The sequence below is a fragment of the Rhizobium sp. O111 genome, assembly GCF_055616315.1.
The window spans coordinates 179,307-192,102 of record NZ_JBSHXL010000004.1 but is presented as its reverse complement, the minus strand read 5'-3'; the positions used below and the strand labels follow the sequence as shown (position 1 = coordinate 192,102).

9 protein-coding genes and 4 pseudogenes are annotated in these 12,796 nt (G+C 58.9%); 6 read left to right on the top strand and 7 right to left on the bottom strand.

What is annotated here, in order from left to right; genetic code table 11:
* Window positions 1-147 precede the first annotated feature (147 nt).
* Window positions 148-537 (top strand): IclR family transcriptional regulator domain-containing protein, encoded by a 390-nt coding sequence (locus ACVTFQ_RS32410; RefSeq protein ID WP_305765334.1) that lies wholly within the window; start codon window positions 148-150, stop codon window positions 535-537.
* On the opposite strand, the gene ACVTFQ_RS32405 is transcribed toward ACVTFQ_RS32410, so the two are convergent.
* Complete coding sequence (locus ACVTFQ_RS32405; RefSeq protein WP_305765333.1) at window positions 507-1,430, bottom strand: helix-turn-helix domain-containing protein; 924 nt, start codon at window positions 1,428-1,430, stop codon at window positions 507-509. The two genes, ACVTFQ_RS32410 and ACVTFQ_RS32405, sit on opposite strands and share 31 nt — an antisense overlap.
* A 117-nt stretch (window positions 1,431-1,547) precedes the next feature.
* On the opposite strand from ACVTFQ_RS32405, the gene pobA reads away from it, so the two are divergent.
* A complete protein-coding gene (pobA, locus tag ACVTFQ_RS32400; protein WP_269703567.1) occupies window positions 1,548-2,720 on the top strand; it encodes a 4-hydroxybenzoate 3-monooxygenase in 1,173 nt (390 codons plus the stop codon).
* Between the two features lie 137 nt (window positions 2,721-2,857).
* Here pobA and ACVTFQ_RS32395 read toward each other — a convergent pair.
* The 6 genes and pseudogenes from ACVTFQ_RS32395 to ACVTFQ_RS32370 all read right to left on the bottom strand — a co-directional run.
* Window positions 2,858-3,139: pseudogene (locus ACVTFQ_RS32395) on the bottom strand (ATP-binding cassette domain-containing protein); the annotation flags it as partial.
* Window positions 3,130-3,282 (bottom strand): annotated as a pseudogene (locus ACVTFQ_RS32390) (transposase); the annotation flags it as partial. The pseudogenes ACVTFQ_RS32390 and ACVTFQ_RS32395, both read right to left, overlap by 10 nt.
* A gap of 328 nt (window positions 3,283-3,610) precedes the next feature.
* Window positions 3,611-4,393: pseudogene (locus tag ACVTFQ_RS32385) on the bottom strand (IS110 family RNA-guided transposase); the annotation flags it as partial.
* Between the two features lie 84 nt (window positions 4,394-4,477).
* Complete coding sequence (locus ACVTFQ_RS32380) at window positions 4,478-5,482, bottom strand: site-specific integrase (RefSeq protein WP_269704331.1); 1,005 nt, start codon at window positions 5,480-5,482, stop codon at window positions 4,478-4,480.
* The gene (locus ACVTFQ_RS32375) at window positions 5,479-6,846 is read right to left on the bottom strand and encodes a tyrosine-type recombinase/integrase (protein WP_269704329.1); all 1,368 of its coding nucleotides are present in this window, start codon (window positions 6,844-6,846) and stop codon (window positions 5,479-5,481) included. Before ACVTFQ_RS32375 ends, ACVTFQ_RS32380 begins: the two co-directional genes overlap by 4 nt.
* Window positions 6,843-8,072 (bottom strand): site-specific integrase, encoded by a 1,230-nt coding sequence (locus ACVTFQ_RS32370; RefSeq protein ID WP_269704327.1) that lies wholly within the window; start codon window positions 8,070-8,072, stop codon window positions 6,843-6,845. Before ACVTFQ_RS32370 ends, ACVTFQ_RS32375 begins: the two co-directional genes overlap by 4 nt.
* A 149-nt stretch (window positions 8,073-8,221) precedes the next feature.
* On the opposite strand from ACVTFQ_RS32370, the pseudogene ACVTFQ_RS32365 reads away from it, so the two are divergent.
* From ACVTFQ_RS32365 to ACVTFQ_RS32350, 4 genes and pseudogenes are all read left to right on the top strand, one after another.
* Window positions 8,222-8,968: pseudogene (locus tag ACVTFQ_RS32365) on the top strand (IS110 family RNA-guided transposase); the annotation flags it as partial.
* A 601-nt stretch (window positions 8,969-9,569) separates the two neighbouring features.
* Window positions 9,570-10,709, top strand: a complete 1,140-nt coding sequence (locus tag ACVTFQ_RS32360; RefSeq protein WP_269704243.1) for an ABC transporter ATP-binding protein — start codon at window positions 9,570-9,572, stop codon at window positions 10,707-10,709.
* Entirely contained in the window at window positions 10,706-11,944 is a 1,239-nt protein-coding gene (locus tag ACVTFQ_RS32355) for an ABC transporter permease (RefSeq protein ID WP_269704240.1), read from the top strand. Before ACVTFQ_RS32360 ends, ACVTFQ_RS32355 begins: the two co-directional genes overlap by 4 nt.
* On the top strand, window positions 11,937-12,743 hold the full coding sequence (locus tag ACVTFQ_RS32350) for an ABC transporter permease (RefSeq protein ID WP_269704238.1): 807 nt from the start codon (window positions 11,937-11,939) through the stop codon (window positions 12,741-12,743). The genes ACVTFQ_RS32355 and ACVTFQ_RS32350 overlap by 8 nt, the downstream gene beginning before the upstream one ends.
* The last annotated feature ends 53 nt before the right edge of the window (window positions 12,744-12,796 follow it).

Genomic DNA, 12,796 nt, shown 5'->3' with positions numbered 1-12,796 from the left:
GCGGCCAAGGAGGAACGTGCTTCGGTCGGTCGGGTCGGAGAGGAACGGACCATTGGATAGTCGGTCAACGGCCGCGCCAGATAAGAGCAGTTGTCAGCCATTCTACATGCCCTCCGTGGTCATCGAGGATATGAGAGCAATGTCTTCATGGTGGCCCATGCGCAGACAGGACCGGAGTCAGTAAATCACCAAGCCGCAAGCAGACGCGTTCCGCTTTCGGTGCAAACGCCCGAGCGGCAGCGCAACATTCTCGAAGCCTCCCGGCCCGTCGCCCGTACGGAAAAGACGATCACAGACATGGACGCCTTGCTCGTCGAAATCGGGGTGACCGCCCATCGCGGTTATGCGCTGATCAATCAGGAAGTCGAAATCGGGCTTCGCTCCATCGCCGTGCCGCTGAAAAACGTGCGTGGTCAGACGATCGCCGCTCTCAATGTCGGGCTCGCCGCCTCGATGGCCACGATGGGGGATCTTGTGGAGCGATATTTGCCCGCACTCGTTGCCGTTCAGCGGGAACTGGCGAGAATGCTGGCCTGAAGCGGCGTCTGCCGCGCGCCGGTATCGCCCATCTTGCGCTGCTCGGCGAGCCGCCAGGCGCGCGGCGTCATGCCGGTTTCCCGCCTGAAGAAGCGGTTGAAATAAGCGGGATCGGCAAATCCAAGACCCTCGGCGATCATCTGTACGCTGGAGACGGTGAAGACCAGTTCCTGCTGGGCGATCTCGATCTGGCGCTTGGCAATCAGCCGCTGCAGGCTGAGCCCGGAAACCGAACGGACAAGCCGGTTGAGGTGCGTTTCCGAAAGGCCGAGCTTCCTCGCATAAAAACCGGCTTTCTGCGGCTCGCGGATATGGCGGGCGATCAGCGACAGCAACCGTTCGAAACGCTGCTCCGCCAGGCCCTCACCGCTGGTTTCCAGAAGCGGCCGCGCCGCCCGTGAAAGAAGCGCGACGACGGTCGCAAGCTGACCTTCGATCATCGCGTCGCGACCGAGCTCGCGGGCCTCATATTCCGCGGAAATCCGTTCGAACCCGCTTCGCACTCCTTCTCCATCGGCAAAATACTGCAAGGGCAGAAGCACCGGTTGGGAGAAATTCCGCAGCAGAAGCGCCTGCACCGATGCCGGCAGCGCCCCCTGCAGCATTGTGACGATCACGCCGCCAATATCGCGGGAAAAACGGAAGCCGTGTTCGAAACCGGGTGGCACGATGATGGCGACCGGCGGGCGGATCGGCTCGATGCGGCCATCCAGCAAGGCATCGCCCTCGCCGCCAAAAATGTACAAGATTTGCAAAAAAGCAGAGTGGCGATGCAGGCCGATTTCAAAGCGGTGCAGGCTGCTCCGCGAAAAAAGCGTCTCGCAATGGAAGCGAAAATCGCTGCCCTGTGCAGCTTCTTCGCCATAGAGCCCTTCATTGGCAGTCACCCGCAACTCCGCTCCCTCCTGCGCCTGATGGTCGGATTGTGCAATTTACGGACCGGAAAGTCCATTGAGCTTCCCGCATCGCTTGGTCAATTTCTTGACCGGAGACAAGTTCGGGAGGAAACAATGCGTACACAGGTCGTCATCATCGGCTCCGGTCCATCTGGGCTGTTGCTTGGCCAGCTTCTGGCGAAAGCCGACGTCGAGACCGTCATTCTCGACCGGGTCAGCAAGGATTACATTCTCGGCCGTGTCCGCGCCGGCGTGCTGGAAGAAGGCACGGTGCAACTCATGGAAAAGGTCGGCGCGGATAAACGCCTGCGCCGGGAAGGCCTGCCGCATGACGGTTTTTCGCTGACCTTTGACGGTCGCGACCACCGTATCGATCTCTTCGACCTGACCGGCGGCAAACGCGTGATGGTCTATGGCCAGACCGAAGTGACCCACGACCTGATGGATGTACGCGAAGCGGCCGGCCTCTCAACCATCTACGATGCATCTGATGTCGAGCCGCATGATTTCGATGGCGAAAGCCCTTATGTCACTTATCAGAAAGAGGGCGTAACCCATCGGATCGATTGCGATTTCATCGCCGGCTGCGATGGTTTCCACGGGGTGAGCCGCAAATCCGTGCCTCAAGGCGCGATCAAGGAATTCGAGAAGGTCTACCCCTTCGGCTGGCTTGGCATTCTGGCTGACGTGCCGCCCGTCAACCATGAACTGATCTATGCCAATCACCCGCGCGGTTTTGCCCTCTGCTCCATGCGGTCGCGCACGCGCAGCCGTTATTACATTCAATGTTCGCTGGAGGACCGGCCGGAAGACTGGAGCGATGAGCGTTTCTGGGATGAAATCCGCCGCCGCCTGCCGGAAAACCAGGCGGATGCCATGGTGACCGGCCCCTCCTTTGAAAAATCCATAGCGCCGCTCCGCTCCTTCGTCAGCGAACCCATGCGGTTCGGCCGTCTGTTTCTGGCCGGCGACGCCGCCCATATCGTACCGCCGACGGGCGCCAAGGGCCTCAACCTCGCCGCCAGCGACGTGCATTATCTGAGCGAGGCGCTGATCGAGTTTTATCGCGACAGGTCTGAAGCCGGCATCGATGCCTATTCGCAGAAGGCGCTTTCCCGCGTCTGGAAGGCGGTGCGCTTCTCCTGGTGGATGACGACGATGATGCATCGTTTTCCCGACACGGAGGATTTCGGCCAGCGCGTTCAGGAAGCGGAGCTGGATTACCTAGTGCAATCGCGCGCCGCTTCCACCGCGCTTGCGGAGAATTATGTCGGGCTTCCTTACTGAGAGGCAGCCTCCGTCCTCCCCTCCAGTAACTCGCCCGCCGCCTCGCGCACTGCCTGCATCAGAAGCGAGGGCCGCGTAACGGCCTCCACCGGGCCACTGGTAATCGCCAGTCTCGACAGGCAGGATTGGTGCCTGTCTTAGAGACGCCCTGCGTCGATGATCTGCTTAAGGAATGCGCGCGTGCGTTCCTGGGTAGGGGATCCGAAGATCTGGGCCGGCGGCCCGGCCTCGAGGAGTCGGCCCTGTTCCAGGAAGACGACGAGGTTCGAGACCTCTTTTGCGAACTGCATTTCGTGGGTAGCGAGGATCATTGTCATTCCCTGCCCTGCCAGATCACGAAGAATATCGAGGACCTCTGCGACAAGTTCTGGATCGAGTGCAGACGTGATCTCGTCCAGTAAAAGGGCTTGGCGTTCGACGCAGCAAACTTCTTCTTCCATTCATACAGGGAATGTTGGCTCACGCCGAGGCGCTGCGAAACCTCCGCAACCGGATAACCTCGCTCGGTGATCTGGCGAACAGCGTCGCGCTTAAATTCTTCGGTGAAATTCGTTTTGCTCATGATGCTCTTCCTGCCTCAAAATTAGGAAAGAAGGCGTCTACAAATCTAGGGGCTTCTGTGGTTGCCGCCCGTGATGCAAGAAGTTTCTGAGCCATTGAGGTGTGATCGAGTGCGGTCTTCTGTCAGGCCTTCAAATGCGGCACTTTGGAAGCCGCTGGCCGATATGGTGATCAGCGGATCAGGTCCAAATCTATTCAGCGAGCTGAATGGCTCCTAGCCCCGAACTGGTTTTCCTGATCCAGATCTGTTCGATCATTTTGCCCATATGGGTCATCGACGTTCTCACACCTCCGTCATCGACACTAAACTGCCCCGCATTGCACCTCCGTCATGCAGCAGCAGCCTGCGCCGGATTGTGATAGTCCTCCTCCTTCGTCAGCATGGCCCAGATCGCTCGCGCCATCTTGTTTGCCAGCGCAATGGCCACAAGCATCCTCGGCTTCCTAGCCAACATCCGGGACAGCCACGATCTTTCCGAGATCGTCTTTCGCCCGAGCCAGTTCAAACGAGACATTGCTCCCATGATCAGCAACCGCCTGATGTCGGCTTGTCCGGCCTTCGATATGCGCCCAAGCCGCTCTTTTCCTCCGGACGAGTGCTGCCGCGGCACCAAGCCCAACCACGCTGCGAAGTCTCGCCCGCGTCGAAAGCTCTCCATTGGCGGTGCGAAAGCCTCGACGGCCAACGCGCTCATCGGTCCGATGCCCGGCATCGTTTGCAGCCGACGCGCGGTGTCAGTCTGTGCTGCCAGAGCGCCGATCTGTTTGGTCCTGGTCTCAATTCGCTGCGTCTTCTCGGCGACCTGCAGCAGAAGATCAAGGCACTCCTCGCGAACCAGTACTGGCAGATCGCTGTTCTCGGCTTCGACGATCGCCTCAATCTGCTTCAAATGCCCGATGCCCTGCGGAGTCGGATGCCCGAACTCGTAAAGGATTGAGCGCAGCGCGTTCACTAGCTCCGTACGCTGACGCACAAGTCGCTCTCTTCCGCGGAACAGAAGCGCTTGCGCTTGCTGTTCCTCTGCCTTCGGCGTGATGAAGCGCATCTCAGGTCGCTGCGCGGCGATAACGATCGCTTCGGCATCCGCGGCATCGTTCTTCTGGCGCTTCACTAATCACGAGGTCGTCGTAATGCGGAGGAGCGCGGCCTGATCGGCGGATTTTCGCCGTTCTTGTCGATGTTCCTCCGCATTATTTCAGAGTGTGTCGAGCCAGGCGAGCACGCTGGCATCGCGCTTCCAGGATGGCTGGCTGCCGGGTGTGGCTGGAACGGCGACCTTTTCCAGGGCTTTCCGCTTCGTTTCCAGATTGGCCCTGGCATAGTGGTTGGTCGTGTCGAGGCTGACATGACCGAGCCAGCTTCGGATGACCGTAATGTCGACGCCGGCCGAGATGAGGTGCACGGCGGTGGCGTGCCGGAAGGCGTGTGGCGTTACGTGCTTGGCACGCAGCGTTGGCATGGTTTCGGCCGCCGCCTTCACGTAGGCGGCGAGCTTGAACCGGACCCCGGAGGCGCTGAGCGGCTCGCCATAGCGGTTGACGAACAGCCGCTGGTCGGGCGCCCGTGGTTGCCGTTCAAGCAGTTTCCGCAGCAACATCACGGTTTCTGGCCAGAGCGGACAGATACGTTCCTTCCGTCCCTTACCGGTCAAACGCACGCAACTCGGGCTTTCGAACCGGATTGCTTCTGGGCAAAGGTCGAGCGCTTCCTGTATTCGTGCGCCGCTGTTGTAGAGGAACGAGAGCAGCGCATGATCCCGCATGCCCTCAATGGTCGAACGATCTGGCTGAGCGAGGATCGCCGTCACTTCCGCCGGATCCAGATAGCTCGGTTCCGACACCGGAGCGCGCTTGATCGGTATGTTGAGGATTTCCACGCATTGCGCGATCGATCCAGGATCCCTTGTGGCCACGAAGTGGAAGAAGCTGCGGATCGCCGCAAGCCGGCAGTTGCGCGTGCCGATCGTACCGCCACGGTCATGTTCGGCGTGACTGAGGAACGCGGCGACCTCGCTGGCGGCCAGATCGGCCAGCGTGATCATAGCCACCTTCTTCCCAGTACGCTGGGCGACGAACCGGAGCAACAACCGCCAGGTATCGCGGTATGATCGGACTGTATGGATGGATGCGTTGCGCTGCTCGACCAGCCATTCGTAGAAGAACGCGCGCAGCAGGGCCGGGAACCGGTCAACCTTGCTCATGGCCGCATCTCCTGCCCCATGCTGAGGCACGGTGCGCCAACTGCCCGGAACCGCTCATTCGCGTAATGCAGCAGCTCCTGCGTGACGGTGATGTAGACCAATGTAGAGTTGATATCCCTATGGCCGAGATAGGTCGCGAGGAACGGCAGGCGATCCTGCGGGTTGATGCCCGTCCGGTACCATTCCAGGATTCTGTTCACGACCATCGAGTGGCGCAGGTCATGAACGCGAGGGCCCGCTTTTCCTCGCAATGGCTTCAACCCAGCGCGACGTATGACGTCAGAGAGCAACCACGTGATCATTTCCGGCGTGTAGTGACCGTCGCCTCGCTCGTGCCAGAACAAGCCGGAGCGCGCGTCCTGTGATCCACCGGCACGACGCCGTGCATCGACGTAGGCGCGAAGCTCGACTACAACGCTGTCGGGAAGCGGCAGTATCCGAGTCTTGAAGAACTTGGTCTGCCGGACGGTTACCGTACCGTCCCGCAGGTCAACGTCACCAAGATCGAGCCGGGCAAGCTCGCCGCGCCGCAAGCCTGCGCAATAGGCCAGCAGCAGCATTGTGTACATGCTCAGCGGCCGAAGCGGCACCCGTGGAGACGGATAGGTGCGGGCAACCTCGAGCATCCGCCGCACGTCGGCAGGCGAGTAGATATGAGCCTTTCGCCATTGCCTGGCCGCCTCCTTCCTCGGTCTCGGGTCCGGTCGCCGCACAGGTATCGACGGGTCGCGGTGACGAAGGATTTTCGCAAAGACGCGTTTGAGCTTTTCGCATTCCTCCACTTGGTGACGCGTGACATTCGTTGCCGCCCATCGATCAACCATGGCGCTCAGCGGTTCGGCCTCCGGTCCCGGATGCAGCTGCAGGAACCGGTCGAACCGCAAGAGCAACAGGGGCTGCGAAGTGTATTTGTATCCTCTGCGCCGCATCATCGCGACATGCTCAGCCATCATTTCGCCCAGCACGCTGCCGAACGGCCTGGGCTGGCGCAGTTCGGCGAGAGCCTGTTCCGGATCCCGCGACGCCAATGCCCGCCAGATGGGCATGCACTGCTTGATATTGCACGCATCTCGCAGAGCGGTGACGGGATTGCGTTCGATCGCGCCGATTTCCACCAGGCGTTCGAGGAACCGGTCAATGATGCGGGTGCGGTGTAGCCGCGTCGTCGCTGCCCAGCATTCGGCCGATTTACGCAGCCACGCAATCAGCACTTCCTGACCGAGTGCATCGTAACGTTCGGCCACATCCTGGAAGCCATGCAGGACCTGCCGATAACAGGCTCGGCTTTTCATGCTGTGCAGATCAAGGATCGCGACATGGCGGTCAATGATCGCGCGGTCGGGATCGGGCCAGCGGGCGGTCATGCCAGCACCTCCATTCCCGGCACGTCAAGCGCAATGGCCCTGAGGTCCTCGGTGGCGAGCTTGAGGTAGGGAGCCGTCGATCCCGTCGAACGGTGCCCCAGCACGTCGCCGATGACCTTTTGAGGCACCGCGACCCGCAACATCTCAACAGCGCGCGCATGGCGGAAGATATGGGGTCCACACTTACCAGGCGGTTGGACACCAGCGTCACGGAGCCACCGGCGAACCACGCTGTAAAGCTTGTCGAGCTTGCGATAGGGCGCGCGCGTGCGGAGGAAGATTTCCCTGGCGTCCGTCACGGGCCGCCCGGAACGCAGATAAGCAAGCAACGCTTCACCGACCGGCTCCATCAGGGGCAGCGATGTGCTGGCCCGCGTCTTGTGGTGGCGAACATGGATGGCTTCCGTCCGCCAGTCGATGTCCTCGATCCGCAGATTGCGGATCTCTCCAGACCGTAGCCCATATGTTGCAAGGAGTTGCAGGATTGCATGGTCCCGCAGCCCCGCTGGCGTCTTGTCCGCCCTCGCGGTTTCCAGCACCGCGGCGATCTGGTCTCGCTCCAGGATTGAGGGCACTCCTTCATATGCATAAAGCGTCGGAGCTATCACATGCCCTGACAGGTCCGTTGTGACGCGACCCGTGATGTGGAGATATCGCAGCAGCGAGCGAAGCCGCTCTGCGACAGACTTCAGCGAGCAGCGCGTCAGTTTCGGCGCGCGCAGATCCATGTAACGGTCTACGTCAACGACGCTCAGCCCCGCCAAGCCGCCGCTTCCGTAATCGATCTGCCAGGCAAGAAAGTTCCGGGCTTCCCACATCAGCGCTGCGACGCTGGAGCGAGCCAACCCGCGTTCCTCACGCAGCCAGATTTCGTATTCGTCACAAACTGCAAATCGGGCCACATCGGCCGCGCAGATAGGCTCGATTGCTGGCGGCCATTGACCGTGAGCAAGTCGCAACAGCGCATGAATTCCGGAGCGCGGAACCTCGTGCCAGCGTGCGCCGGGACGTCGACCACGCTCCTTTTCGAACTTTACGATCGCGTGCCGCAGGTATTGCTCTACCTGCACGTCGATCACGTCTGCGACCAGGATGCCCCGCTGTCCCAGATAATCGAGAAATCCAGATGCGTAGGTGCAGTAATTCCTCACCACGACCGGGCTGTATCGCTGACTGATAAGGGAGGAATTGAGTGCGGCAATTAGTTCGTGACGGATATAGGGCATTGGCGAGTCCTCTGTTGGTCGATTGACCCGCAGAGGTTCGGCACCGAATAATGCAAAGCAAGCCGATCGGAAAACAGCGAAAATCCGCCGATCAGGCCGCGCTCCTCCGCATTACGACGACCTCGTGATTAGTCAAGCGGCAGAAGAATGACGCGGCAGATGCTGCGGCAATTGCTGAAGCGGTATTGCGCCCGAACATGCATTGTGTTGCTGTGAAGAGCGCCGAGCATCAAGCGCGCGCTGTAGTTTTCCGAACCCACCAGTGCTTTGTTCGCCAGCGTACGCAACTGATCAATGCGCTGCGGGGTCACTTAGCCGAGTTCGGTCTGGTCTTTCCGCAAGGGCCAACCCATCTCAAGCAAGCAGCGGCCCTGCTGGAGGACGAGACCATCCAGATCCCGGACAGCGTCAGGGAGATGGCCCAACTTTACCTTGATCAGATTGCCCTGCTTACGGCCAAGATCGATGGCCTGACCCTCAGGCTGAGAGGCGCTATAAAAGAAACCCTTGAGATGCGGCGTCTCTGCACGGTGCCAGGTGTGGGACCAGTGACGGCCGGTGCAGTAATGGCGTTTGCTCCGGATCTGCGCACGTTTTCCAGCGGCAGGAACTTTGCCGCCTGGCTCGGCATAGTGCCACGGCAGAGGTCTACGGGTGGCAAGCAACGTCATGGCGGGGTGAGTAAAATGGGCCAGTCCGATATCCGAAAACTGCTGATTATCGGCGCTATGAGCCGGATTCGCTGGATCATCCGAAAGGGCATTTTGCCAGACAACTGGCTTGGACAGCTTGTCGGGCGCAAACCTCGCATGGTTGCGGCTGTTGCCTTGGCCAACAAGATGGCCCGGATCATATGGGCGATCATGACAAGAGAGCAAGATTATCGAATGGCGTGAACCGTCACCTCCTACAGGAGGTAGCGGCGAACGTCTCGGGGTCGTTTGATCCCGGCAAGGAAATCGACTGACGACCTATGCGGCAAGGACTTCAATGTTCAGGACGGGGTAAACCAGTCCCGGGGCTCGAGCACAAAGCTCTTTGAACCGATGTGGCCCCTGTTCTTCGAACTGCATACCGGCCCCGTGGCGCAGGCCACGATCAGAGGCCTGACACACGACCGATAGAAGCAACATGCTGCAAAAGAAATCGGAAGAAAACCCTTGCAAAGTCGGGGGCATCCACACACGCCCCACCCCGATCAGTGCCACAGATCTGAAAGCTTCGTTTGGCGAGGTCAATTGCCAAAATATGCACGTTAGACATGGTCTCCTCCTTCAAATGCGCCACCCTGGCGCGGATGACATCATACGATGCCAGGCGAAGGGGCATCCACCGCATCAGTTCAGTATCGCTTCTGCCATCCTCGCGGGAATCAATCGGCGCTCCAAAACTCAGTTTAGCGGATTAGGGCAACAGTGCTTGACTAGATCGTAATATGTCTTATCAATTGCAAAAAACAAACGGGAATGACCGCATGAAATTTTTGGGAGTTACGGCATGAAAAGCCAGAATATACGAGAGTTTCAGTCCTTTCTGTCGATTCGATCGGTAGCAAAGACGTATGACGGACAAAGCTACGTCCTTCGGGATGTGGAGGCTGAAATCAAGCAGGGGGAGTTTTTTACTCTCCTCGGCCCGTCTGGTTCTGGCAAGACGACGCTTCTGATGATTATTGCGGGTTTCGAAGACGCCAGCGGTGGACGGTTGAGCTTTAAGGGCGGCGACCTGGGTTCCGTCCCAGCATATCGACGCAACTTCGGCATGGTGTTTCAGAATTATGCGCTGTTTCCGCATATGACGGTTGCGCAGAACATCGCTTATCCGCTGCGTCAGCGAGGTTTGAACCGACATGAGATCGGCGAGAAAGTTCGCGACGCGATGGCGATGGTGAAACTGGAAGCTCTTGGCGACCGCAATCCTCGGCAACTTTCCGGGGGCCAGCAACAGCGTGTAGCGCTTGCCCGCGCCCTTGTCTTTTCTCCGGAAGTTGTCTTGTTCGACGAGCCTTTGGGCGCTTTGGACCGGCGGTTACGGGAACACATGCAGTTGGAGATCCGACGTCTTCATCAAGAACTCGGCATCACGATGATCTACGTGACGCACGATCAGGAGGAAGCCTTAGTGTTGTCGGACCGGATTGCCGTGTTCAATCAAGGCAAGATCCAGCAGGTGGACCATCCGAGCGCAATCTACGAGCGACCGACCAGTTCCTTCGTCGCCAACTTTATCGGTGAAAACAACCGGTTGGATGGCGTTGTCGTGCAGATTTCCGGCAGCGAGTGCGCTGTCGACTTAAGCGACGGGACCCGTCTGATAGCGCAATGCGTGGCGGATCTTGCTCCGGGCAGGGCGACGAGCGTGGCCGTCCGCCCGGAGCAGATACGTATTTCTGCCCCAGGCGCGGCGGCAACCGCGGGGCGCAACGCGTATAAGGCGGATATCCTAGAGATGATCTACGTCGGTTCGAGAATAAGATTGCAGTGCCGGCTGGCTGGCGGCGATGTCGTTACCGCAGAAGCGCTACCAGACGACATTTCCGGGCTATCTCCGGGAATGGGCGTTGACCTCAGTTGGCGTGCAATTGATTGCCGGGCGCTGGACCCTATCGAGACTGGGATCGGTGGGGGACAGGCATGAACGCGATCAGCCTTTCGGCCAACGCCGATCAGTCCCGCGAACTTAAGACATCGTTGAGGGCGGCACAACGCCGGGTGCAATGGCGTGCCACTTTTCTAATTCTTCCGCTATTTCTGTTCATGGTGGTGGCGTTCGTGATGCCGCTCGGCATGCTGCTGTTCACGAGCGTTTACAGTCCGGAAGTGCGGGATGGTTTGCCGCGGACCACGATCGCGCTTTCCCAATGGCGCGGGAAAGAGCTTCCCGACGATGCCACCTATCAAGCTTTGGTCGACGATCTCACGCACGTCGCTAATAAGGAGGTGATGACGGCCGTCGCCGCGCTCAACCTTCGCAAATCCGGATTCCGGTCACTGCTGCTGAAAACTAAAAACACGACGCAACTGCAGTCCGTAGCCGGTACTAGGGACGATCTTGTTGCGATCGACAAACGATGGGGAGATGTATCCTACTGGCAGACAATCAGCGACATGACGGGGGCATTTACGTCCGCGCAGCTTCTCGCAACCGTGGATTTGAGCTACGGCGACAAGGGGGACATCGTAGCTGCGGATGAGGCGGTTTACGGGCCTTTGATTGCGCGCACGGTTTGGATCGCCTTTATCGTGCTCTCCTGGTGCGTGCTACTGGGCTATCCCATCTCATGGACCATCGCTCAGGTGCCGGATCGATATAAGAATCTTCTGTTGCTTCTCGTTCTCGTGCCATTGTGGACCTCATTGTTGGCACGCACCGCCGCTTGGCTTCTTCTTTTTCAGAAAGACGGAAAACTCAATGAGGTACTTGTAGGTCTTGGGATCTTCGACGCCGCTCAGCAACTGCTATACACGCGCGGTGCCGTTTATGTCGCAATGGTGCATATTATGCTGCCTCTGATGGTGCTGCCAATCTATGCCATCATGAAGACAATCGGGCCCGAGCAGGTCCGGGCGGCGAAGTCACTGGGCGCGAGTCCATCAGCGGCATTCTTCCAGGTCTATCTGCCCCAGACGCTCCCTGGTGTTACAGCCGGCAGCGTGGTCGTCTTCGTCATGTCGCTGGGTTTCTATATTACCCCAACATTGATCGGTGGCGGAAGGGACGTCATGTTGAGCACAGTGATAGCCCAATTGGCTCTGAAGAGCGCGGATTGGCCGCTCGCGAGCGCCTTGGCGCTCGTCATGCTGATCGGCGTTGCTGCGATACTCATGGCCTTCAGGATCATCTTCAAGACTAGGAGCGTGTTCAATGCTTGATCACGGCAAGGAAATCATTGGGAAAAGCGGTCGCCTCTTGGCCTGGACAGTGAGCCTCGGCGGGTTCTTGTTCTTGATTGGTCCAATTCTCTTCATTATACCGCTATCCTTTAGCAGTTCTCCAAGCTTGAAGTATCCGGTCGAGGGCTTCACGTTCGATTGGTACAGAACGGTGCTCCAGCCTCACCCTTGGATGTCGTCGCTCAAGAACAGTCTGCTGATTGCCATTCCCGTCACGCTGATATCCAGCACGCTTGGGACAGCCGCGGCTTACGGACTGCATCTTTCGAAATCCAGGTCTGTGGTTCTTTATACCGGGATATTCCTGGCTCCGCTGGTTGTGCCTTCGGTCATTATTGCCCTTGCTCTCTATTTCTTGATGTCCAAGGCAGGTCTCATCGGTACGTTCCTCGGCGTCATTATCGGCCACGTTGTGGTCTGCGTGCCCTTTGTTGTGCTGATGGTTTCCGTTTCAATCAGAAATCTCGATCCGGTGCTCGTCCGAGCCGCGCTCAATCTCGGCGCTTCTCCGTGGAATGCGTTTCGCACAATAACATTGCCACTGATCTCTCCCGGACTGGTGGCCGGAGCGCTCCTGGCGTTTATCCATTCTTTCGACGAGGTAATCCTGGCCGTGTTCCTGGCCGGGCCATCCCAATACACGCTGCCCAGGCAGCTCTTTTCGGCACTCGAGTATCAACTCGATCCGTCAGTCATCGCAGTCTCGACCCTGCTCGTATTAGTCACCGGCTTGCTATTCGGTGCTGTTGAGTGGCTCCGAGCGCGACAGCGCAGATAGATAATTTCACGTCTTATGAATTCTTGAGGCTATCTTCCGGTTAGGCTGGAAAG

What these genes read in the sequence shown, in the direction of transcription:
- ACVTFQ_RS32350 (WP_269704238.1), top strand. Translation starts at nt 11,937, where the DNA reads ATGCTTGATCACGGCAAGGAAATCATTGGGAAAAGCGGTCGCCTCTTG.
- ACVTFQ_RS32360 (WP_269704243.1), top strand. Translation starts at nt 9,570, where the DNA reads ATGAAAAGCCAGAATATACGAGAGTTTCAGTCCTTTCTGTCGATTCGA.
- ACVTFQ_RS32370 (WP_269704327.1), bottom strand. Translation starts at nt 8,072, where the DNA reads ATGCCCTATATCCGTCACGAACTAATTGCCGCACTCAATTCCTCCCTT.
- ACVTFQ_RS32375 (WP_269704329.1), bottom strand. Translation starts at nt 6,846, where the DNA reads ATGACCGCCCGCTGGCCCGATCCCGACCGCGCGATCATTGACCGCCAT.
- pobA (WP_269703567.1), top strand. Translation starts at nt 1,548, where the DNA reads ATGCGTACACAGGTCGTCATCATCGGCTCCGGTCCATCTGGGCTGTTG.
- ACVTFQ_RS32380 (WP_269704331.1), bottom strand. Translation starts at nt 5,482, where the DNA reads ATGAGCAAGGTTGACCGGTTCCCGGCCCTGCTGCGCGCGTTCTTCTAC.
- ACVTFQ_RS32355 (WP_269704240.1), top strand. Translation starts at nt 10,706, where the DNA reads ATGAACGCGATCAGCCTTTCGGCCAACGCCGATCAGTCCCGCGAACTT.
- ACVTFQ_RS32410 (WP_305765334.1), top strand. Translation starts at nt 148, where the DNA reads ATGGTGGCCCATGCGCAGACAGGACCGGAGTCAGTAAATCACCAAGCC.